21 protein-coding genes and 2 tRNA genes are annotated in these 23037 nt (G+C 37.4%); 16 read left to right on the forward strand and 7 right to left on the reverse strand.

The features are described 5' to 3' along the window. Positions 1-51 precede the first annotated feature (51 nt). Positions 52-597: a dual specificity protein phosphatase family protein gene (locus tag ACM03V_RS03335; protein ID WP_414619332.1), complete on the reverse strand. Its 546-nt coding sequence runs from the start codon at positions 595-597 to the stop codon at positions 52-54. 205 nt (positions 598-802) lie between these two features. On the opposite strand from ACM03V_RS03335, the gene ACM03V_RS03340 reads away from it, so the two are divergent. The 7 genes from ACM03V_RS03340 (at position 803) to glsA (ending at position 6048) form a co-directional block, all read left to right on the forward strand. Next, positions 803-1168 (forward strand): hypothetical protein, encoded by a 366-nt coding sequence (locus ACM03V_RS03340; RefSeq protein ID WP_414619333.1) that lies wholly within the window; start codon positions 803-805, stop codon positions 1166-1168. A 375-nt stretch (positions 1169-1543) separates the two neighbouring features. Then, positions 1544-1615, forward strand: a tRNA-Met gene (locus tag ACM03V_RS03345). 1 nt (position 1616) lies between these two features. Then, positions 1617-1692, forward strand: a tRNA-Met gene (locus ACM03V_RS03350). 630 nt (positions 1693-2322) lie between these two features. After that, a complete protein-coding gene (locus tag ACM03V_RS03355) occupies positions 2323-3849 on the forward strand; it encodes a slipin family protein (RefSeq protein ID WP_414619334.1) in 1527 nt (508 codons plus the stop codon). A 342-nt stretch (positions 3850-4191) separates the two neighbouring features. Further along, a complete protein-coding gene (locus ACM03V_RS03360) occupies positions 4192-4344 on the forward strand; it encodes a hypothetical protein (protein WP_414619335.1) in 153 nt (50 codons plus the stop codon). A gap of 96 nt (positions 4345-4440) precedes the next feature. Beyond that, positions 4441-4734 carry a hypothetical protein gene (locus tag ACM03V_RS03365; RefSeq protein ID WP_414619336.1) on the forward strand — a complete coding sequence of 98 codons (294 nt, stop codon included), beginning with the start codon at positions 4441-4443 and terminating at the stop codon, positions 4732-4734. Positions 4735-5058: 324 nt separating this feature from the next. Beyond that, entirely contained in the window at positions 5059-6048 is a 990-nt protein-coding gene (glsA, locus tag ACM03V_RS03370; RefSeq protein WP_414619337.1) for a glutaminase A, read from the forward strand. A gap of 260 nt (positions 6049-6308) precedes the next feature. On the opposite strand, the gene ACM03V_RS03375 is transcribed toward glsA, so the two are convergent. Beyond that, the gene (locus tag ACM03V_RS03375) at positions 6309-6941 is read right to left on the reverse strand and encodes a Vat family streptogramin A O-acetyltransferase (protein WP_414619338.1); all 633 of its coding nucleotides are present in this window, start codon (positions 6939-6941) and stop codon (positions 6309-6311) included. 136 nt (positions 6942-7077) lie between these two features. Here ACM03V_RS03375 and ACM03V_RS03380 point away from each other — a divergent pair, with 136 nt between their 5' ends. Then, positions 7078-8358 carry an amino acid permease gene (locus ACM03V_RS03380; RefSeq protein WP_414619339.1) on the forward strand — a complete coding sequence of 427 codons (1281 nt, stop codon included), beginning with the start codon at positions 7078-7080 and terminating at the stop codon, positions 8356-8358. A 64-nt stretch (positions 8359-8422) separates the two neighbouring features. On the opposite strand, the gene ACM03V_RS03385 is transcribed toward ACM03V_RS03380, so the two are convergent. Beyond that, positions 8423-10102, reverse strand: a complete 1680-nt coding sequence (locus tag ACM03V_RS03385; RefSeq protein WP_414619340.1) for a pseudouridine synthase — start codon at positions 10100-10102, stop codon at positions 8423-8425. A gap of 88 nt (positions 10103-10190) precedes the next feature. On the opposite strand from ACM03V_RS03385, the gene ACM03V_RS03390 reads away from it, so the two are divergent. Then, positions 10191-10481 carry a hypothetical protein gene (locus ACM03V_RS03390; RefSeq protein WP_414619341.1) on the forward strand — a complete coding sequence of 97 codons (291 nt, stop codon included), beginning with the start codon at positions 10191-10193 and terminating at the stop codon, positions 10479-10481. A gap of 108 nt (positions 10482-10589) precedes the next feature. Here the strand turns inward: ACM03V_RS03390 and ACM03V_RS03395 are convergent, their stop codons facing one another. Then, positions 10590-11945: a glycoside hydrolase family 10 protein gene (locus ACM03V_RS03395; protein WP_414619342.1), complete on the reverse strand. Its 1356-nt coding sequence runs from the start codon at positions 11943-11945 to the stop codon at positions 10590-10592. A gap of 327 nt (positions 11946-12272) precedes the next feature. Between ACM03V_RS03395 and ACM03V_RS03400 the strand changes: the two genes are divergently transcribed. From ACM03V_RS03400 to ACM03V_RS03425, 6 genes are all read left to right on the forward strand, one after another. After that, positions 12273-12668 carry a hypothetical protein gene (locus ACM03V_RS03400; protein WP_414619343.1) on the forward strand — a complete coding sequence of 132 codons (396 nt, stop codon included), beginning with the start codon at positions 12273-12275 and terminating at the stop codon, positions 12666-12668. A gap of 165 nt (positions 12669-12833) precedes the next feature. Beyond that, positions 12834-13058: a type II toxin-antitoxin system HicB family antitoxin gene (locus tag ACM03V_RS03405; RefSeq protein ID WP_414619344.1), complete on the forward strand. Its 225-nt coding sequence runs from the start codon at positions 12834-12836 to the stop codon at positions 13056-13058. Beyond that, a complete protein-coding gene (locus ACM03V_RS03410) occupies positions 13055-13276 on the forward strand; it encodes a type II toxin-antitoxin system HicA family toxin (protein ID WP_414619345.1) in 222 nt (73 codons plus the stop codon). The genes ACM03V_RS03405 and ACM03V_RS03410 overlap by 4 nt, the downstream gene beginning before the upstream one ends. Before the next feature lie 83 nt (positions 13277-13359). Then, positions 13360-14334 carry an aldo/keto reductase gene (locus ACM03V_RS03415; protein ID WP_414619346.1) on the forward strand — a complete coding sequence of 325 codons (975 nt, stop codon included), beginning with the start codon at positions 13360-13362 and terminating at the stop codon, positions 14332-14334. Positions 14335-14618: 284 nt separating this feature from the next. Continuing rightward, complete coding sequence (locus ACM03V_RS03420; RefSeq protein WP_414619347.1) at positions 14619-14993, forward strand: PH domain-containing protein; 375 nt, start codon at positions 14619-14621, stop codon at positions 14991-14993. Positions 14994-15319: 326 nt separating this feature from the next. Next, positions 15320-15940, forward strand: a complete 621-nt coding sequence (locus ACM03V_RS03425; RefSeq protein WP_414619348.1) for a hypothetical protein — start codon at positions 15320-15322, stop codon at positions 15938-15940. 32 nt (positions 15941-15972) lie between these two features. Here ACM03V_RS03425 and ACM03V_RS03430 read toward each other — a convergent pair whose 3' ends face one another. Together ACM03V_RS03430 and ACM03V_RS03435 are read right to left on the reverse strand one after the other, a co-directional pair. Then, the gene (locus ACM03V_RS03430; RefSeq protein WP_414619349.1) at positions 15973-18468 is read right to left on the reverse strand and encodes a phospholipid carrier-dependent glycosyltransferase; all 2496 of its coding nucleotides are present in this window, start codon (positions 18466-18468) and stop codon (positions 15973-15975) included. A 201-nt stretch (positions 18469-18669) separates the two neighbouring features. Next, positions 18670-19107: a GNAT family N-acetyltransferase gene (locus ACM03V_RS03435; protein ID WP_414619350.1), complete on the reverse strand. Its 438-nt coding sequence runs from the start codon at positions 19105-19107 to the stop codon at positions 18670-18672. A gap of 101 nt (positions 19108-19208) precedes the next feature. On the opposite strand from ACM03V_RS03435, the gene ACM03V_RS03440 reads away from it, so the two are divergent. Next, positions 19209-19784 carry a Uma2 family endonuclease gene (locus tag ACM03V_RS03440; protein ID WP_414619351.1) on the forward strand — a complete coding sequence of 192 codons (576 nt, stop codon included), beginning with the start codon at positions 19209-19211 and terminating at the stop codon, positions 19782-19784. A 232-nt stretch (positions 19785-20016) separates the two neighbouring features. Here the strand turns inward: ACM03V_RS03440 and pruA are convergent, their stop codons facing one another. Next, the gene (pruA, locus tag ACM03V_RS03445) at positions 20017-23016 is read right to left on the reverse strand and encodes an L-glutamate gamma-semialdehyde dehydrogenase (RefSeq protein WP_414619352.1); all 3000 of its coding nucleotides are present in this window, start codon (positions 23014-23016) and stop codon (positions 20017-20019) included. Between the last annotated feature and the right edge of the window lie 21 nt (positions 23017-23037).

Here is a 23037-nt window from a genome sequence, read left to right on the forward strand (position 1 = left end):
TGGGTTATGACAATATATGTTTATTTCGCGTCTAACGCACCATCAAACTAACTATCTGTTTTTTTCGCGAAAATTACGACAATCATCTAAAAGTAGATTAAATTGCGAGACTGCTTGCCAAGGATTTTTACCTTTCATTGCAGTTGTGACTATAAATTCATAGGGATTTCTTTTCATTCTCATAACTGTTGATATCGCTTCTTGATTGGTAAATCCTCGCTGGTAAACTAACCATGCAGCTAAAACCTGTCCCGTGCGTCCAATTCCAGCGGAGCAGTGAACTACGACTTTTTCATTTTGGCAATCGCCTATCAACAAAAATGGTAATATTTCATGAGTTAATAATTGCTTATCAACTAAATTAAAATCTTCAATAGGTGCCCAACAAACTTGTTTTAATCCAAATTCCTTTTGATATAATTCTATTAAATTTGAATAATTATTTAATTGACGAGGAGCAAGCAAACAGCAGATGCGCTTGATATTTTGACTTTGCATAAACTCAAACCATTGCAAAATCTTTTCATCGCTATAACCAGGTTTTGCAGAACCATATACAATTATTTCATCTTCGCTTGCTGCTGCAAATATGTACATATTATTTAGTATAAGGCAATGGGAAACAGGGAACAATATAAAGAGGAAACATTTTTTGATGTTTTATCTTTTACCAAATATTTTAATATCATACAAAGTAAAAGTTAGCAATTCTAGTTTATATAAACGATACAGTTTTTTTTTACTATGCTTTTCATTACTTCTTAAATGCTGGTATAATTAATACAAATTAAAACCGCAATCAATGACTCAATTCATAGCTTTACTAGTTTCCCTAGCTATTGAAATTCCAATTGTTCTATTGCTGATTCATTTTCTACAAGGATTTTCGTCTTTTGTCGAATTATTAGCAATGTTTGCTTTGGCTTGCGGTGCAACTCTTTTAACTCATCCCCTGGCATGGACGAGCAATCAAATAATTATTCATGATTTAATATTTCCTGTTAGGATAATTATAATCGAAGCAATTGTTATATTTGTTGAAGGTTTTTTATATTCGCAAGTTTTGGATTTAGGATGGAGAAAAGGACTGTATATATCAATGATTGCTAATATTGCTTCTTTTTGTGGTGGAATAATTATTTATCGAGTTATTGAATTGATGCAATAGGCAATTGGGCATTGGTAAGTGGTAATTGGTAATTGGGCATTGGGCATTAATGGTACTGATTATTAATTAAATAATTATTTCCTCTTCAGTTGGAATTGCTAAAGCTAAAAGTAAAATTGGAAATTTTACCCAAGCGTGAACTGCTGCTGCTATTGAATATAGTTGACGCGCATCGTAAATTAATGTAGAGAGCTTCGCAGTGCTACGTCTCCCCTACGTTGCAACACCAACCAGACTTGCCATTGTATTTTATTATGCTACATTTGTAGTGAGGTAGTAGTAAAGCTTCGCTATAGTTCGGGTTGAGTATGCCCGACTGGTGCGCCAAGCCGTGCTTAGAGCGTATACCGCAAAGTACTTGAAACTATTTCAACAGCTTAATTAGCTCAGTGGTAGAGCAATAGACACATAATCTATCGGTGGTAGGTTCAACTCCTACATTAAGCCCCGGAAGTTAGCTCATTTGGTAGAGCAATAGACTCATAATCTATCGGTAGCAGGTTCAATTCCTGTACTTTCAACCAACAAACTAACCTGTCACGTTAGCAAAAAAATCCACATAACGCTCCTAAGCTCCTTGCTGGAAACAAGGTTCCCGATGTTCGAGATATCGAAACAGGGGGGCGTAATTCCAACAAATGCTTCGCAAGAGGCAAACTCCGCAATGCAAGTGCTTGCAATCGTTCGTTACCTCGTAACATTCGGTAGCTATGGTGAATTAGCCAGAGCAATTGTTTTTTCTTTAACTTAAGTATGGGCTTCGTCGGCTCGATTCAGTTTTTCTCCGCAAATACTGGAAAGAAAAAGCGAACCTCATATTTGATTGCTGTTTGATGATTTTAGATCGCCCTTGGGTACTCTGAGATTGGATGACAGTACTCTTAATCCAGTTACTGAGACGCTTTTGCCCGCGACGGAACCTAACTGCATTTACATTTGCGGAGTTTTTGATTTATAATGTAGCATGCATATTACATTGTAGGTATATGGAGGATAACCCGGCAAATAGAATTTGCGTCTACACAAACAAAACCTGCCTCCGCAGGTTATGAATACTTAAGTAATTAGAACCAATTACCCATTCCCTTCTATAAATGTTTTTATCAAGATTTTTCTCTCGGCTGCGTCTGCCTAAGCTATCTATAAAAATACCTATGTGGAAAACTTTCTATATTAAGCCTGGTGAAATTGGAATTTTGTATAACCGTAGCGATTTCAAGAAGATTCTAACTTCTGGAACCTATACTTATTTTGGTCGATATTGGCGGGTTGTCACTTTTGATTTAAAACAGCCTGAAGCAAACATTGAAAACCTAGAATTGTTGTTAAGAGATAATGCTGCGGAACTGCAAGAGCATCTTTTAATAGTGCATACCAATTTTAATCAAGCTGCTTTGGTACGAATCGGACAAAAATGGATAACTGTTTTACCGAATCAATTGCGAGCATTTTGGCGCGGTTTTATTGAAGTTGAATCGCATATCTTTAACTTAGAAGAAAGTTTGGAATTACCCAATCAATTTGTGCAGCAACTGCGTGGATTTAATTTTAGCGGGTTAAAGAAAATTTTAGTTAAAGAATTTGAAATCGGTTTATTATACGTACAAAATAACTTTTTGCGTCCTCTCGAACCTGGCGAATATGCTTTTTGGACGATAGATAAGGAGATTACATATTATGCAATGAATCGTCTGGTGCATAATCCGCAATTTCCCCTTGAAGAAGTTTTAATTGAGAGACATCCAGAGTTTGTTGCAGCTTATTGCGAGACGGTACAAACGGTTGCTCAACAGGTGGCAATTGTGAGGTATCAAGGTAGAGCGATCGCCATACTACCTCCAACTAGTCGCAAGCTGTTTTGGCAGGGTGTTGATGTCGAAATTATCGATATTAGTAATGATGCAAAATTGTCACCTGTAATGGTAGCTGAATTAGTTTCCGGTAAACCTGAAACTGTAGCCTTGAGTCGTAGCTGTTTGCACCTTTGTCAAGTACCCGCGCAACACATCGGTTTATTGTATGTAAACCAAGAATTTCAGGCGCAGCTTAACTCAGGAATTCATGCATGGTGGGTGTTTGGACGTTCATTTCAAAGCGAAGTCATTGATTTACGTTTACAAAATATGGAGGTTTCCGGACAAGATATTTTATCGAAAGATAAAGTACCTCTGCGTTTGAACTTAACTGCTGGTTTTCGCATCCAAGATGCATTGAGAGCAAAAAATGGACTGTCAGATTTCATTGGTTATTTGTACAAAGAATTACAGTTTGCTTTACGTGCTGCTGTAGGTGAAAAAACTTTAGATGAAATGTTAGAAGATAAAGGAGCAATTGATAACAGTATTGCCGAATATATTCGTCCCAAAGCAGCAGAATACGGAATAGAAATTGATTCGGTGGGAGTGAAAGACATTATTCTTCCTGGAGAAATCAAAACTATTTTGAGCAAAGTTGTAGAAGCCGAAAAATCAGCGCAAGCCAATGTAGTACGACGCAGAGAAGAGACTGCTGCAACTCGCAGTATGTTAAATACCGCAAGAGTTATGGAGGATAACCCCGTTGCATTAAGATTGAAAGAATTAGAAGTATTAGAAAGGATTTCTGAAAAGATTGAAAAAATTCAAGTTAACGGTAGCTTGGATAGTATTTTGACAGATTTGATTCAGATTAATCGGAGTTAGTTGATAGTTGTTAGTTGTTAGTTTGTAGTTTGTAGGTTGGGTTAGGCGCACGGTAAATTAAATTAATAATTTTAACTTAAATACGCCGTAACCCAACATAATTTATTGTTAAAATAACGTTCAAACGGGCAGGGATGCCCGTACCACAAGATTTTTCATATCAATAATAGAGAAATAATATTTATAGGTATACCAAAAAAAGGCTCAAGAAAAATAACTGTAGATGAAGAAAATTTCATTTGGTTAATAAGAAGAAAAGCAACTTATTCTCAAGCTTACTATATTGACTATATAAATGTAGCAGTCGAACACGCAGAAGAATCCGGTTCAAAATTAATAATAATGACTGATAAACCTCATCCTAAAAATTGGTTGAATATGAGCGAATCAAAAGTTGTACCTTCGGAAGTAGAGTTATGGATAAATCAAGCAGTTAAGGCTGGATGGCAACCGAAAAAACCTGGTAAACCATTTGAGTTTATTGTTAATTCGTAGGTTGGGTTAGGCGCACGATAGATTTCATTCACAATTTTAAATTAAATACGCCGTAACCCAACATTACCTTTGTACATTTCACAAGTAACAATAATTATGGGTATACCAAAAAAAGGCTCAAGAAAAATAACTGTAGATGGAGAAAATTTCATTTGGTTAATTAGAAGACAACCTTACATTAACTATCTTAATGTTGCAGTCGAACACGCTGAAGGAACGGGTTCAAAATTAATAATAATGGCTGATAGACCAGTTATTGATGATTGTAATTCAATTCAAATGAAACCAGTTACACCTGCGGAAGTAGCATTATGGATAAATCAAGCGGTTAAAGCTGGATGGAAGCCGAAGAAATCAGGTAAACCATTTGAGTTAATGATTAGTTTGTAATTTGTAGTAACTTGTAGGTTGGCTTCACGGCGCATCAAGTAAATTTGATAAATAATTATTAATTAGATTCGCGCTGTAACCCAACATAATTTATGGTTGAAACGAGATATTATTACGATGACTGCAATCAAAACCCTGATGTTGGGTTAAAGTCGCATTTATATTTTTCGTCAACCATCCAATTTATTTGTGCGTCTTTAACCCAACCTACAACTGCAAAGGAAATATAATCTCCTTTGACCTTTAACCTCTAACCTTTGACCTTATTAAGAGTTCGTTTTATGCCAAGATAAAAGTCAGTTAAACAAACAAGCTAAATATAATATGTCTGACTTGCCAGAATTTATTGAGCATCTTTATGAAAAATATCGTCTTTTAGATTCAGGCTCTTTGGCTAGCTATATTCCCGAATTAACCAAAGCCGATCCAAATTGGTTTGCAATCTCTATTGTTACTAAGGAAGGGGAAGTTTTTCAAGTCGGAGATAGTCAAGAACATTTTACGATTCAATCTATATCTAAAGTCTTTGTCTATGGCATGGCATTAGAGGATTGTAACCGCCAAATATTGCTAGAAAAAATTGGTGTTGAGCCTACGGGAGATCCTTTCAATTCGGTAATTCGCTTGGATGAAAATTCTAAACGCCCCGATAATCCGATGGTTAATGCTGGAGCGATCGCCACTGCTGGTTTAATCAAAGGCTCAAGTGCTACTGATAAGCTGAATCGTATGCTAAATATGTTCCGTCGCTATATTGGACACGATGTATTTATTGATGCTCCTGTATTTATGTCTGAAAGAGCTACCGGACATCGCAATCGCGCTTTAGCGAATCTACTGCTTAATTTTGGCATAATTGATAACAATATTGACGAAATTTTAGACCTGTATTTTCAACAATGTTCTTTGGTTGTTAACTGTCACGATTTAGCAGTGATGGCTGCAACTTTGGCAAATCGAGGTATTAATCCAATCACAAAACAACAAGCAGTAAAATCCTGCTATATCAGAGATATTTTGAGCGTCATGCATACCTGTGGTATGTACAATTATGCTGGTGAATGGGCTTATAGAGTTGGAATTCCGGCAAAAAGCGGAGTTTCAGGAGGAATAATTGGTGTAATTCCAGATAAAGCTGGTATTGCTGTGTTTTCTCCTTTAATTGATAAGAGAGGTAATAGCGTTAGAGGTATTAAAGTATTTGAGGATTTATCCGATGAATTCGACCTGCATTTATTCGATTCTCCTTTAGAAAAATGTTCCTTTTTAGATATTTCTAAACATTCAAAAGAATCAATGGTAATTGGTAATTGATAATTGCTGATTATTGTAGGTTGGGTTAGGTGCGACGAGTCAATTTGATTGATAATTATAAGTTAAATTCGCGCCGTAACCCAACAGTATTTATGGTTAAAATGAAATGGTAATTGGTAATTGGTAATTAAATAAATGGTGCGTTACGGCTGAGCTAAATTGTAACCTGCAAGATGTATTACTCGTGCCGTAACACAACGGCAATATTGCGGGAAGAAAATCTACACCGCAATTTGCCTCCCCTACAAGAAATTAATTATTTACTCACAACTTTTCAAACCTTCAATATCACCACCAACAATCTTCTCAAGATTGCGGGTAATTTTATCAATATCCCAATTCCACCAACTAATTTCTAATAACGTATCAATAACTTCATTCGCAAAGCGTTTTTTAATTTCTTTGGCTGGATTTCCGCCTACTATTGTATATGGCGAAACGTTTTTAACAACAACTGATTTTGACGCAATAATTGCACCATCACCAATTTGAACTCCTGGCATAATTACCGCTTCATAACCTATCCAAACATCATTACCAATTACAGTATCGCCTTTATTCGGAAACTCATCTAACTGCGGCATAATTCTCTCCCAACCATTACCAAATATTTGGAAAGGATAAGTAGAAAAGCCCGACATTTTATGATTTGCACCATTCATAATAAATTTTACACCTGTTGCTAAAGCGCAAAATTTACCGATAATTAATTTATCGCCAATAAAAGGAAAATGATAAAGAACATTACGCTCGAAGTTTTCGGAATCTTCTAAGTCATCGTAATAAGTATAATCGCCAATAATTATATTCGGATTTATGATTGTATTTTTGATAAAGCAGATTTGCGGAAATCCCTTCATCGGATGTTTTTCGTTTGGATTTGCACCGTACATATATAAATTGGTAATGGGTTTTTGATATTACACCCTTCTCCTTAACAAGGAGAGGGGATGGGGGTGAGGTATCCTCAATTTGAAGCAATGCTCAACATTTTGCTAAAATATTTAATACAACTTTATATTTATTTTTATGAAGACAATTGACAAGTCGGATATTTCTTCAACTACTCGGTTGTTTTCTAATTTATCTTTTGATGAAAATAAACTAATTCATAAACCAGGTAGCGTTGTTGGAAGTACGGCTTTGATTGCGGGTACTACTGTGGGTGCGGGGATTTTGGCTTTACCTGCGGTGACTTTACCTTCTGGTGTTTTACCTTCGACGGCTTTGTTGATAGGTGTTTGGCTGTATACTGTTGTGTCGGCTTTGCTGATTGCAGAGGTGACTTTAAACGGTATGCGTTTTTATGGACGCGCCAATAATGGTTTACTGGCTATGGTGGAAAGTACTTTGGGTAAACCGGGAGCGCGGGTAACGGGTGGCGCGTATTTATTTTACCACTATGCTTTATTAATAGCTTATGTTTCTCAAGGTGGAGCAATTTTAATCTCTGCGGTTGAAGGAATATGGGATATACCTCTATTACCAACATGGATGGGAAGTACTGGTTTTGCTTTGATATTTGGCGTTATTTTATATCTGGGAAAAGATAGATTTGTTGAGAAATTAAATAGCTTTTTTGTTGGAGTGGTTATCATTTCGTTTATCGGGTTGCTGGTGTTAGGTATTAATAGGGTACATCCGACTTCTTTATTATCTCAAAATTGGAGGGCGCTTCCTCCGGCGTTATCGGTAATGTTAGTGGCGCTGTTTTTTCATAATATTGTGCCGGTGGTTGTCACTCAGTTAGAAGGAGATGCGCCAAAGGTACGTCAATCTATCGTTATCGGCTCGGCAATTCCGCTAATAATGTTTTTGCTGTGGAATGCGGTGATTTTGGGCAGCGTAACTCCGACGATGTTAGAGAATATTTCGGGTAGTAGTAATGTATTCGATCCTTTGCAAGTGTTACGTGCTGGTGATGCTGGGCAATGGTTGGGGATTTTAGTTACCGTGTTTTCCGAGTTTGCGATCGCAACGTCTTTGATTGGATTTTTTTATGGGTTGCGGGATTTATTCAGAGATATGAATTTGTTTGCGGATACTCCTAAAGTAAGTTTACCGTTAATTTCGCTGATTTTATTTCCTCCAGTGGGTTTTTCTGCGATTAATCCCAACATCTTTTTTACAGCTTTGGATTATGCTGGCACCTTCAGCGTTTCAATTTTGGGAGGTGTAATTCCTGCGGCAATTGCTTGGAGAGTGCGAGATAAGTACAATCAATATCAACCGCTTGTACCTGGTGGTAAGGTAATGTTGATAATTATGATTGGTGTTGCAATGATGGCGATATTTTTGGGTAATTGGTAATTGGTAATTGGTAATTGGAATTAATGATATTATTGCACTATTTTCTGCTCCCTGTTCCCTAATATTAAAACGGCACTTCCACTTTCAAATATATTTTTTCTTGTAAATACGGATGCTCAAATGAAAGTTCTCTGGCATGAAGATGCAGCCGACTTGCAACTAAATTACACCCGTAAAGTTTATCTCCTAAAATAGGCATACCCAAACCGTTGGTATCAGCAGCATGAACCCTTAATTGATGAGTTCTTCCTGTCAAAGGAATAAACTCAACGCGGGTGTAATTACCTTGTTTATTTACAACTTTAAATTTAGTTATGCAAGGTTTACCAAGTTGGTAATTAACTTCTTGATAAGGACGATTTTCGGGATTTCCCCACAATGGTAGCTCAATCGTTCCTTTATCAACAATTAGATTACCTGAAAGTACGGCTTCATAAATTTTACTTACTAGCCTTTGCTCAAACTGCTTGCTTAATAAACGATAAATTTCTTGATTTTTTGCTAACAGTAAAATACCAGAAGTATCCATATCTAATCGATGCACCGCTGCAATATTTTCGCCATCGGGTAATGAATTAATTAAGCGACTGACAACGCTATCTTGATTGTGATGATATCTTCCCGGTATTGATAGTAAACCGGATGGTTTATTCACAGCAATTAACCATTCATCTTGATAGATAATTGGAACCTCTCCCCAAACCCCTCCCCTAGGAGGGGAGGGGCTTAAAGCCAATGAGAGATAGGAATTAGATTTTAAACCCGATAACAAAAAACCCATTAATGGCTGACAGCGCTCGACACAAGCACCGTAGAATTCTCCCGGTATTTTATCAACAGTTGATTCTCCCCACCAAAATTCGGCGATCGCTAATGGTTTCCATTTATTAATTGCAGCATAATGGAGTAATTTCGGCGTACAGCAATCTCCGGTACCAGTGGGTAAGCCTTGGGGCATTAATTGCTGCAAACTAGACGCATTACCCAGAAAATTCATTAGCGAATAAGCCTCATGCATCTGTGCTTGTAATTTTCGGGATATTTGTTTGCGCTGCTGCTTTAATTCCCGAATCCGCATATCGGCGTTATTTATTACTATTTGAAGCGGTTGTAATACTTCATCGCGCTGTCGTTTGAGTAGCTTTTTTTCAATTCCTTGTTGACGGCTTTCTTCTTTGAGTTTTTCTAACTCTATATTTAACTTTAATTCTTCTTCTCTCAAACTTTTGTAAAATAACTGACGTTTTTCATCGCGTTGTTGTTTGCTAAGTTGATGACGCTTACTCATTTCTTGCAAACGTTGCTCAAATTCTAAAGTTAAAGTTTGATATTCTTTTCTTTGACTTAATTGTTTAAGTTGAATAATCTCTTGTTTAATAACTTCTAATTCTGCTAAAGTGCGACTTTCTTCTAATACAACTTCTTCTCTACCGGGAATTGGTGGCACCCAACCTTCAATAATGCTGCTACCATTAAGCAATCCCGAAAAAGCTTTGAGTATGCCTTTTTCACCGCTTGGTAATTCTACTAATAATATTCCGTACATTTTTGGTTCACGGGAATACATTTCATTATTAGCTAGTTGTCGCATTAAACCAAAAGCGATTAATTCTGCTTCTTGAGTACGAGGGAGTTGTAATAATTCGCCATTAGAAGCAAATCCTTGATAAAAATAGGTTGGGGGTGAATTGTTGATTTTATGATTGGTGTCGATAAAATCTGAAATTGGGTGGAGGGGTAGCATCCTGATATTTTATAACTTATCGAATTTGAATTATTCAACAGATGATACGATAGTCTCACATATTAACTATTAAACTAAATTTTGGCTAATGAAGAAAAATCTATTTGCGATCAAAATTATTTCTACAGTTTTAATGATAGGTGCTATCTTGCTGGAGCTATGGAATATTTACGCGATACAAAACAATCTAATTATACCTTCGAGTATTAAACCAATTTTTTGGATTGAGCGTGTTGCCGTTGCAGCGCATTTAGTTGAGGCAATAATCGCAGCTTTTAATGCTAGTTCCAAAGATAAAATTTGGTATAAGTATAGCGTGTATACTTTTTTTGTGGGTACGATTGGATTGATGGAATTATTTCGTGAAGAAGAGAATTAGGTAATTGGTAATTGGTAATTGGTAATAGATAAGAAGGTATTTAAAAACCCGGTTTTTCAACAAACCGGGTTTCTTAATTATTGCTAATTATTCCAAAAAATCGTATCATTAAATTCTTGAACGACGAGCAAAGCGGGGAAATAAATCTTTAAATCCAGCTTGCCGCAATTCGACACTTTCTTGAGCGTAATTCCACAGACTTTCATAATAAAAGAAAGTTACACCCAAACCATATTCTTGCGCTGCTCGTACTTGAGATTGAATTTGCTGCATTGAAACTGGACGATTTCGCAAACCTGCCATAATACCGATACCAGTAGGTATATATTGTTTGGTTTCAATAATTTCTGGACGGTTAATTTTGCTGGTAAACCTTGCTAAATCGTTGCCATAAACCTGCATCACTAATTCATCTACAATACTCAAACGTACCCAGTTGAGCCAATCTTGTAACTGTAATTTATAAGCGTGATCGTAGTAATTAGGAGATACAGAGAAAATTGCATAAGGTTTTCTGGCTTTTATCGCTTGATTAAGCTGTGACATAAACATCGTAATTTTATCAGCACGCCATTTTACCCATGCTTCATCAGCGGAATTGGCTGGTGGTGGATTTTCGGTTTCTTGAGTATACAAAGCAACGGTGTACTTGTCATAACCGAAGTCACGAGGTAAACTCATATGGTCATCAAATTGGATGCCATCAACATCATATTGACTGACGACTTCTAAAACCAGATTTTGAATAAACTGCTGTACTTGAGGATGAAAAGGATTTAACCATGCAACCTCACCCGCAGCACTGTTAGAAGTTAGACTTCCATCGCGTTTTTGCGTCAACCATTCAGGATGATTTAAAGCTAATTCCGATGTTTCCGGAACCATAAAACCGAACTCAAACCAGGGAAGTACTAATAAACCCTGACGGTGCGACTGTTCGATTAAGTCTGCAAGAACATCATGTCCATCCGCACCTTTGAAGAAAAAGGGAATGCCAGCGCGTTTGGCTGTATAACTAGGAAATTTAGTATAACCAGAATTCCATACGACGGGATAAATAGTATTAAAATTCAATTGCCGCAACTTAGTTACAGCATCTTTAGCTCCAGAGCGAGTTTTAAGAATATTGAAATCATTAGTACTCATCCACACCCCGCGAATTTCTTGACGGGGAAGCTTTCTCGGTTGCAATATTTCCGGTTGAATAATATCGGGTTGCAATATTTCCGGTAGCAATATTTCCGGTAGCGATAATTCGGGTTGAACTATAGTTGCTGACGGAGGAAATTGTGCCACCGATGGCAAATTATCAAGTAATAATACCGTAGCAAATGATATTGCAAATACAAGTGGAAGACTGCGCTTGAGTAGCCGTTTCAATGAACCTATCTCACTTAGCTTTCTGAATAAGTTAGCTAGTCTTGCGCTGACTTGTAAACTTTGATTGTGAAATTGTTTCGTCATTAGTCTACAGGTATGTCTGCTTACTCTATAAAAATTTGATTGAATGCCCGTTAATTTGCTTCATTTTATGCAGCAAAATTATCACGTCAGGATGATTGACGTATTTGAGCTTTTATAGTGCCGTGCCTAGTATAAGTGTTTATGTATCAACTATGACCACATTTTTGAAGTTTGATTGGTTAATTTTATGAATTGGCTCTATTGTATTTGCAAAAATGATTATACAACTATCGAAAGGAAGAGTTTGGGGATAAATATCAAATTAGAATTAAATAGAGGTTAAATAACAAAATAATTGTATTTATAAAAATAAATTATATTGAAGCGGTGAATGGTAATCACAAGTGGATATCTGGAGTTTTTCTAAAAAATTTTGATGCTGATAATTATTTTCAGTTGATTCCAGAAGAGATTAGGGATATTCAGATCATAAAATCGATTAATTTTGAAGAATATCCCGTGTATTTGCTAGAAGCAGAAGAATTTTATTTTGTGGATTTTAAGGGAGTTCGTGAAGCGATAAATAAAATTGAAGCAATAGCGGATTTTGAATATGCTTACATCAATATTTATGAGATAACAAAAGACTTTGCACCAGCAAAGCCAAGGAAAGATTATATGGGAATGTTAAATCATACTCATGTTGATAATGAATATTTGGAAAGGTATATAAGGTTTGGTGTTGAATATAATCCGTTTGATTTGCCTTGGGATGAGAGATAACGAGGTGGGTAAAATAACTTTGCAAAATGTAACACTACTAAATGGCGAAATTGTTGATAGACAGATATGGGAATCGTTTTATTAAAAGTATAATGTCTTAAAAAATAGCATATAAAAATATTGTATGAGTTACAATTATCTTATGCAAGATAATAAGTAATAAATATGTCACAATCTCAAACAAAATCACAACGTAAAGTATTACTTTATCCCGGTGAAGATGGTTATTTTGTTGTTGAAGTTCCTAGTTTACCTGGCTGTATTAGTCAAGGTAAAACTCGTGAAGAAGCTTTAGGAAATATTGAAGAAGCTATATCACTTTACATTGAAGTTTTAGAAGATAGAGGTGAGTTTGTTCCAGAAGATGAAATTGAAATTGTAGTAGTATGAGTCAGTTACCTGTTATTTCTGGTGCAGAATGTATAAAAGCTTTAGAAAAAGTAAATTATTTTGTAGATAGACAGCGTGGAAGTCATATTATTTTAATTCGAGAAGAACCTAGAACAACAGTAACTGTTCCAAATCACAAGGAATTAGATAAAGGTACTTTGCGTGCCATAATCCGTCAAGCAGGTTTAAGTGTAGATGAATTTCTTAGTCTTTTGTAAATACAAGTAAGAATCGAACCGTTACTCTTTTAATAAATAATAATATTAGGAACATCTACAACTAATTTAAAACTAATTTAAAGATGGATAACCAAATTTTATTTCCTACAATGGGTTGCGGTACTTGGGCATGGGGTAACAAGGTGCTTTGGGGATACAGTCAAAGCATGGATGATGATTTACAAGAAGTATTTAATCTTTGTGTCAGCAACGGTGTAACTTTATTTGATACTGGTGATTCCTACGGTACGGGAAAGCTCAACGGGCAGAGCGAAAAGCTTTTAGGACGTTTTACTAAAGAATATGACGGTGTAAATAAAAACGATATCTGCATTGCTACCAAGCTCGCTGCTTATCCCTGGAGGTTAACTAGAGGTGCAATGGTATCTGCTGGTAAAGCTTCTGCTAAACGTTTGGATAGAAATGTTGACTTGGTACAAATGCACTGGTCAACTGCGAATTATTTTCCTTGGCAAGAGTGGGCTTTATTGGATGGGTTGGGAGATTTGTACGAGCAAGGTTTGGTTAAGGGGGTGGGTTTATCAAATTATGGTACTAAAAGATTGAGGAAGGTACATAAGAGATTTGCGGAAAGGGGAATCGCGATCGCAACTTTACAGGTACAGTATTCATTATTATCAACTTATCCAGTTACTGAGTTGGGAGTTAAGGAAGTTTGCGACGAATTGGGAATAAAATTAATTGCCTATAGCCCTTTGTGTTTGGGGATTTTGACGGGGAAATATACAGATAAAAGTAAATATCCTCAAGGGATTAGAAATTTTCTATTTAAACAATTAATTCCCGGCGCTAAATCGTTGTTGGATTGTTTGCGAGAAGTGGCAGAATCTAGAAATAAAACGATGTCTCAGGTGGCTATTAATTGGTGTATTTGTAAGGGGACAATTCCCATTCCTGGGGCTAAGAATGCAGAGCAAGCACGGCAGAATATTGGGGCTTTGGGTTGGCAATTGGATGCTGGGGAGGTTGCAGAATTGGATAAGGCTGCGGCGAATACTGATAAGAAGATGGTGCAGAATATTTTTCAGACGAAGTGAGATTTGTATCAATTTGAAAATTATTCGGAGGTTGAAACCGCCAAGTTTTGTAAAATTTAGATTTTTAAACCTGCGGAGGCAGGTTTTGCCTGTGTAGCCGTGATTTTAATCGCCAGGTTATTTTTATTCCACGCAATTGCATCCCCCAACCCCTTTTTTGAAGGTTATTTGTTATTCCACACAATTAGATCCCCCCAACCCCCCTTGAAAAAGGGGGGCTTTCGTAAATCTCATATTTTATAAGTTAGAATCAACCAAATTTATTGTTAATTACAGGTAAGATTATGGGAATTTTCAGCGGCATGATGGGTAATGCATCTGAGGTAAATCCGGAGAAATTAGAGAATGAACTTGCTTCTTTAATGATTGAAGGAGAAAGTATGCATAAAGCCTTTAAGTTAATTAGAGATTTGGTTGTTTTTACAAATAAAAGAATTATTTTGATTGATAAGCAAGGAATGACGGGTAAAAAAACTGAGTTTTTATCGATTCCCTATAAGTCAATTAAATATTTTAGTAAGGAAAGCGCTGGTACTATAGATTTGGATGCCGAAATTAAAGTTTGGATTTCTGGTGATGATTTACCAAAGGAATTTCAATTTAGTAGAGACAATGCGGTAGATGAGGTTTATCGGATTTTGAGTTACTATACTTTGTAGGGTAATTGGTAATTGTAAAATGGTGCGTTACGGCATTATTTATATATTAACCTCGAACAATATTTACTCCTGCCGTAACACACTAGGCTGTTGACTCTGTACATTTTTTAAGCATAAAAATTCATGCAAAAAACGTGTTGGTGTTCAAGATATTGCCCTCTCCCCTTTCCCCTCTCCCAAGTTTGGGAGAGGGGTGCCCTTCAGGGCGGGGTGAGGGAGAAAGATTATGGTTGCTACCGGCATAAAACTTGTATGAATAAAAACCGAGAAATTCTATCAAAGTCAACAGCCTAGTAACACACCCTACAATAGGGAAGAGAAAAAAAATGAGTCGTAAACCGTTACTTGATTCTAATCGTTATTATACTTTTAGTAATTACTTTGAATTAGGATTTTCAGCGGATGATTTGGTAGCTGAATTTGGTTATTCTTTTGAACGAAATTTTATTAATTTACCGCAATATTCTGGAAATTTAGATAGAATCACTGATTTAAAGTTGCGTATTGAAGAAATATTGCCTTATGTTGATTTAGAAAATGAAGCGACTCGTAGAGAAATACTGATAGCACCGATTATAACAGATTTAATACATTATTCTCGCGCAAAATTAAAAATAGAGTATCCAATTAAGGTTAGTAATCTACTACAGGGAAAGTTAGATTATTTATTGCGTTCGATAACTAATATAATCGTTATTGAAGCTAAACAAGCAGATATTAACAGAGGGTTTACGCAATTAACTACAGAAATGATAGCATTAGACCAATGGATTGATTCCGATCAATCTGAAATTTTAGGAGCAGTAACGACGGGTAATATCTGGCAATTTGGCGTATTATATCGCGAACAAAAACTTATCAAAGAAGGTATTAATTTATATCGCGTTACTGAAGAATTAGAAACAATTATCAGGATTTTATTAAAAGCTTTAGGAGTTAGGAATTAGAAATTCTACTCCCATTCCCAATGCCCAATGCCCTATCCCCCATTCCTTAATTGATTCACAACCTGCCATACTTTAATTAATTTACCTTGCTGTAGTGCAGCTATTCCTGATAAGTATTGAATCTCCGTAACATCTGGTAGCTTTGCTAAGGCTGGCTGTAGGGATTTTTCTGCGGCAGCTCCTTGGAAGTCGTAAAGCTGTACGAATGCTAGATATGCCCAAGCATAGGGATTATTTGCATCTAGTTGAGTTACTGTTTTTAGGGATGCGATCGCACTTTCTGTTTTTTGCTGCAATATGTTGGTTAATGCAATGCTATAAGCGTAATTCAGGTTTTTCTCTTGCCCAAAGCGATATTCTAAAGTTTTACGTGTTTGTACTAAGTAATCTTGATTTGGGTCGTATTGATTGATGCGTCCGATTTCTTCAAATACTTTATTGAATGCTTTGATTCCTTGAGGTAAATTGGCTGCTAAGCTACGCAATTGTGTAGGTAAATCTAATTCTGGTGCTGGCGTAGGTGTTGCTTGGGAATCAATTTGTAGAGTTACTTTTGGAAGTTTAATAGGATAAGTTTCTTGGGTTAATCTGTTGAGATAAGTCGCTTCTAAGGTATAATTCCCATTTTTGATATCGGCAGGTGGTAGCATTGCCATTCTTTCGGTAACTTGGAATTTACCCACTGGTTTGATACTATAAGGATACAGCTTTCCTAACGCAATTGCATGGTCATGTATGAATTTTGGATTATTGTTATTCTTCCAAGTTATTAACACCAAACCATTGCTTAATTCTTCCCAATTTCCTTCCCAAATATAAGTTACGGGAACCGGAATTCCCGATGGTGCTACTTCCGGCACTTCAACTTTTTCTAAACTTATATTATTCTTATTTCTTCCCCCTCTACCCCCTCTTACTTCCACTACAACAGGCGGCTTCTCCTGGTGATAAAGTTTAAGCAGACTGCCATCGGGTAAATTCCAAGTTTTATTTAACTGAAAATCACCGCTTTGTTCTACAATTTTGGTAATTTGCTTTTGTGCTTTGGGTACGGAGCCTTGTTTTTTAGATTTAGTTAAAAACCAAGACATTGAGCGTGCGTCTTTCTCTACAAAGCTTTTTTGAATTCCTACCTGTCTTCCATATACTTGAAAGTTTTGTAGCGCTCCATAATAATTTAAGTTATGCTGGTTAATTTGTGGAGTTGAAGGTAATACTCCCAAAGTAGAATACAAATATGGTTCGGTTTTGATAATTTGATTAATTACTTGGGAATGAGGAAGTTTTGTTCCTAAATAAGGATAATGTTGTACTTTACTGCTCAGAGCTTGAGTTATCCAATATCCCGGAATTCCACCGATAGGAAATAAATTCAACAGCATTAAAACAATTGCTAAACCAAAAGTACCCCAGCGAATGCGTTTTCCGGCATTGCTTTGAAAACGAGTTAAACCATAAGCTAAAAATACTGATAAAACTGGTAAATACGGCAATACATAACGATAATCTTTATTAGGATTTAAACTTGATAATAAATAAGCTCCAATTAAAAATATTGCCAGCCATTTCAAAGCAATTGATAATTCTAACCCCTCTCTCCCTCTTCTCTTTTCCTTGGCTTTCCCCCAATAAAGTAATAAGGCAAAGATGGGAACTAATAATAAAGGTAAAGAAATTTGTGATGGTAATTGATGCCAATAAAAAGTCCAAGCATCTAAACTATTTAAAGGTGCTTCACCTTCCGCAATTGCAGAATCTACCGTTGCTCTTTTCCCGGAAGTTAAAATTAGCAGCCAGTTAGCACGATACCACCAGCCAAAAATTAATGTAGATAAACCCAAAGCGCCAATTAATTGTAATAATCTTCCCCACAATCCTTTACGTATTGATGTAATTACAACCCAAATTATCGGAATAATTAGAAAAAACAGCGCCGTTTGCTTCACCATCAACGCTAATCCGAAGGATAAACCGAAGAATATTGCGCGGCTAAGAGGAGGGGGGGAGGGGGAGAGGGGGAGAGAGGGGGAAGAAGGAAGGGGGAAGTTAGTGAAAAACCATAATGTGAGACAGAAGAAGCTTAATGTTACTACTGCTGCTAAGGGATAATCTAAGAGAAATTCCAAACGATATCGATACAATCCCGGCATTACTTGACACAAAGCTGCTGCCCATAATCCAACGGTGTCGCTAAATAATATTTTGCCTAAACCGTATACAGATAAGATTAAAACAGCGCTGAAGCCAACCATTACCAAAGTGGATTGATCGTATCCCTTACCGTAAATATGTTGAACAAAAGCCGTGACGATGTAAGTAAATGGCGGTATTTTTGAAGACAATAACCATAAGTTTTGCCACCATTCCCCATTTAACAAATCGGGATTTTGTAGAGCTTGTAAATAATTTAAACTCCCAGTTAAATAATCAGCTTGATCCCAAGATGGAACAGATTTATCCCAGAAAAACCAAACGCGATCGCAAATTGCACCGAGCAGCCAGATTGTTGTGAGAATCAGCAGTTTCATGAAGGATGGGAATTGGTAATCGGTAATTGGTAATCGGTAATTGGTAGATAGGGAGAGGATAATTCTCAACTTGTCTAACTCTCTTCTGAATCCTCAATCCAAAATCCGTCTTAAAAAGTTTGCTCAACGAGGGGAACCCTCGCACCGCAATTTTTGTCTCCGACACGCTACGCGAACGCAAAATCGAAAATCCTATAACTCCTAACTCCTAACTTTTTTCAACATTTTCACATGAGGAATTCCGGCTTCTAGAAAAACTTCACCAACTTGCTCGAAACCCAATTGCTGATGCAATCCTTTGATATATTCTTGAGCATTAATGTAAACTTCGGCTATATTTTCACTTTCGATAACTTCCAAAGCATGAAGCATTAATCTTTTACCAATACCATTCCCTCTGGCATAAGATAAAACGGCTAACCGTTCAATTTTCGCCGTTTTACTATCTAAATATCGAATTCTTACAGTACCCACCACAGCATTATCCAAATAAGCAATCAATTGCGGACAAAATTTATCCTTGCCATCTAAATCTAACTCGGCTTGTACTTTTTGTTCGTCTTGAAATACACGTCTTCTAATGATCTCAATTACGGGATACTGTTCCCATTCAACAACTTTTACCGTGATTTCAGCCATAGGATTATCTTAAATCTTGTTTGTTTCTTATATTATGTTGGTTAGTGGCGCTATCTAACATTAAACTTTTAAACATTAAGATTTGTGAGGTATCCACAGTTATGACTGCTATCGCTATCAACTTTAATAATGTGGTTCAATTTACCGACAATCAATTCTACCAACTATGTCATGATAATCCCGATGTCAAATTAGAACGCAATCAATGGGGAGAATTAGTTGTTATGCCACCCACGGGAGGAGAAACCGGAAATCGTAATTCAGAAATGAACGCGGAATTTGTAATTTGGAACCGCAAAACTAAACTCGGTAAAGTATTTGATTCTTCTACTTGCTTTAAACTCCCTAACGGTGCCAACCGCTCTCCCGATATATCTTGGATACAGCTAGAAAGGTGGAATTCACTTAGCGCACAGCAGCGAGAAAAGTTTCCTCCTATTGCTCCAGATTTTGTCTTGGAGTTAATGTCGCCATCCGACGGTTTAAGCGATATTCAAAAAAAAATGCAAGAGTATATGGCTGCGGGTGTCAAATTAGGCTGGCTTCTTAATATAAATCGTCAAGTAGAAATCTATCGTCAAGGGCAAGCAGTAGAAGTATTAAATTTTCCCACAAGTTTATCTGGAGAAGAGGTATTACCGGGATTTATTTTAGATTTATCAGTTATTTGGAATTAGTTTTCTGGAATATAGGTTTGTAGTAGCGCTTTAGCGCCTCCGGATAAGAGCCGCTAAAGCCCTACTACGAGCCTTTTTAGATTATTTTCTTTTTAACAGAATTACGGATTTAATCAACCGCAGAGAGCGCAGAGGGAAGAGGGGGAAGAGGGGGGAGAGGCGGTAGAAATTCCCAATGCCCCATGCCCAATCCCCAATTACCTATTACCCATTACCTATTACCAATTCCCAATCACTCCGCTCCCTCAATCGGCGCAAAACCTTGACGCTGAATGTTTTCAGTTATAGTACGGGGTTCTAAAAATTGTAGGAGATAATCGGGACCTCCGGCTTTTGAACCTACTCCGGAGAGTTTGAAGCCGCCGAAGGGTTGACGGGAAACAATTGCACCCGTAATGGTACGATTTATATACAAGTTCCCTACTTCAAATTCTTCTTGGGCTTGTTGAATATGGGAAGGTGTGCGGGAATAAAGTCCCCCGGTTAAGGCGTAGTTGGTATTGTTAGCTACTCGTAAGGCTTCTGAAAAATCTTTTACCTTGATAACGGCAACTACAGGGCCAAAAATTTCTTCTTGAGCTATTATCCCATCTGGTGGTACGTTACCGAATATTACCGGGCCGATAAAATAACCGTTTTCTGGTGCAGACATTTCTAATGCAACTTCGGCTTCGGCTTTACCTTTTTCGATATATTCGCGGATTCTGGATTGAGATTTATCGTCAATTACTGGCCCCACTTGAGTACCCGGTAATTCTGTTTCTCCAATATTAAGGGATTTTGTAGCTTCTACAAATCTATTGATAAAGGTATCATAAACTGTTTCTACAACTATTACCCTGGAACAAGCCGAACATTTTTGTCCGCTGTAACCAAATGCCGACTGTACCGCACCGACAACAGCTTGGTCTAAATCTGCACTTTCATCAATAATTATCCCGTTTTTGCCTCCCATCTCGGCAATCACCCGCTTCATATGCTTTTGACCGGGTTTTAACATGGCCGCATCTGCGTAAATTTTACAGCCAACTTCTTGTGAGCCGGTAAAAGCGATAACATGAGTTTCGATGTGATTTACCAAATAAGAGCCGACAACGGAACCTTTTCCGGGGACATATTGAAACACACCCTTGGGTATTCCCGCTTCTACCAAAACTTCGGTTATTTTCGCCGCAATTACCGCCGAAGTTTCCGCAGGTTTGAGTAAAGTACAGTTACCAGTTACCAAAGCAGCGACAGTCATACCTGTTGCGATCGCAAACGGAAAGTTCCAAGGTGAAATCACTACGGCAATTCCGCGAGGCTGGTAAATATAACGATTATTTTCTCCAGCTACGTCATAATTAAAACCTTCATCTAAGCGTTCCATTTCGGAAGCATAGTAGTGACAAAAATCTATTGCTTCACTTACTTCTGCATCCGCTTCCCGCACGGGTTTCCCAACTTCTAAAACAATCCAAGCCGATAATTCAGCGCGGCGATTTTCCATGATATCACCAGCTTTGCGGATAATATCAGCGCGTTGTTTTGCCGATGTTTTACGCCAAGTTTTAAAAGCCGCTTTCGCCGCTTGCATCGCATTTTCAGCTTGCTCGACATTAATTAAACCAACTTTACCTACTACCTGGGAATAATTAGAAGGATTAACCGAATCAACTTTTTCCTCAGTTTCTACGTATTCCCCATTAATCAAAGGTAAATAAGTTTTCCCAAGTTCTTTTTTGACGCTTTCAAAAGCAGCTTGAGATTTTATTCTTAATTCCTCCATTGCATAATCGCTATCGGCAGCAGGATTGAAAGAATTAATCGCAGCAGCTTCCGAAGAATTATCTTTTGCCTCTTCCCTCTCTACCCCCTCTTTTAAAACTGGTGGTGAAATCAACTCTTCTACAGGACGATTTTCCATATCATGCCGAATAAACGAAGAATTGGCGGTATTTTCCAATAAACGGCGAATTAAATAAGCCATTCCCGGCAATAGTTCACCATAAGGGCAATAAACGCGCACTCGATAACCTTGCTCAACCAAAGCCTTAGCAATTTTATCCCCCATGCCATAAAGCACCTGCATTTCAAAATTGCGCTGGGGAATATTCAAACTTTGGGCAATTGCTATCGCTTTAGCTTGCGATCGCACATTATGACTTCCTATGGCAGCATATATATATTGATGATTTTCTAACAATAATTGAGTAATTTTCTCAAAATTAATATCTGTGGCGGCTTTATCGTTATAAACTGGTTGCTGCCAATGTTTTTGCTCTGCTGTAATGGTTTCTTGATCCCAATAAGCGCCTTTTACCAAACGAATTGTAATCGGATTGCCGCGCTGTTTTGCCCATTCAATTAAACGAGTAGCGTCTTCTTCACTGTCACGCAAATAAGCTTGAATCGTCATACCGATATCCGTGCGCTGTTTAAACTCTTCCTCCATCAACAGCTTTTTCAAAATATTCAAGGTAAGATCCTTGTAAATATACTGCTCCATATCGAAGTGGATGGCTACACCCAACTCAGAAGCTCGACGCAGCAAAGTACGAATGTGAGCAACTACCTTCTCTTCACTACCTTTATCATCCAAAGGATCGAATTGCGAATAAAAAGCCGTCAACTTTACCGAAACCTGTACCTTCGGCAAAGCTTCCCCATCAGCTTCATCAATTAACGCCACATTCTTCCAATTCTTAGCAGCTTCGGCTAGTTGCGCCATCAAATCCGTATATCTTTGTAAATAAGACTGCGCTTCAACTTCCGTTATCACCGCTTCACCCAATAAATCCACGGTGAAAGCCATCTTATCCTTACGCAATCTCTCAATACTTTTCAAAGCTTGCTTAATATTTTCGCCAGCTATATATCGATGCGCTAAAGTTTCCACACTTTTAGAAACTGTTGTCGCGGCAACCTTCCCCGGCATCGAATCGGGATTGGCAAAATTTAACATTCCCTTCAACGCCGCAGGTAATTCTACCGAATCATCGCCGAGATATTCCTGTAAATGCGCGGCAATTTCCGGGTTGCTCCTCAAAGCCGGGAGAGCATCGATAAATCTAAATAGCTGCACCCGCAAACCAGGATTGCTCATCGCCCATGCTAATAACTTATCATCAGGGCGCATCTGGTCGCGCAAAGCCGAGAATAAAGAACGATTTTCCCCAGTTGCGCTTAATAACTGCTTCGCGATTTCCTGAGTTTTCGCTTCGTAGATGTCTTTTTTAACCTGTAATACCACCGATAGCACGCTCCATGTAGA

The organism is Calothrix sp. CCY 0018, from assembly GCF_963920925.1.
GTDB lineage: Bacteria > Cyanobacteriota > Cyanobacteriia > Cyanobacteriales > Nostocaceae > Rivularia.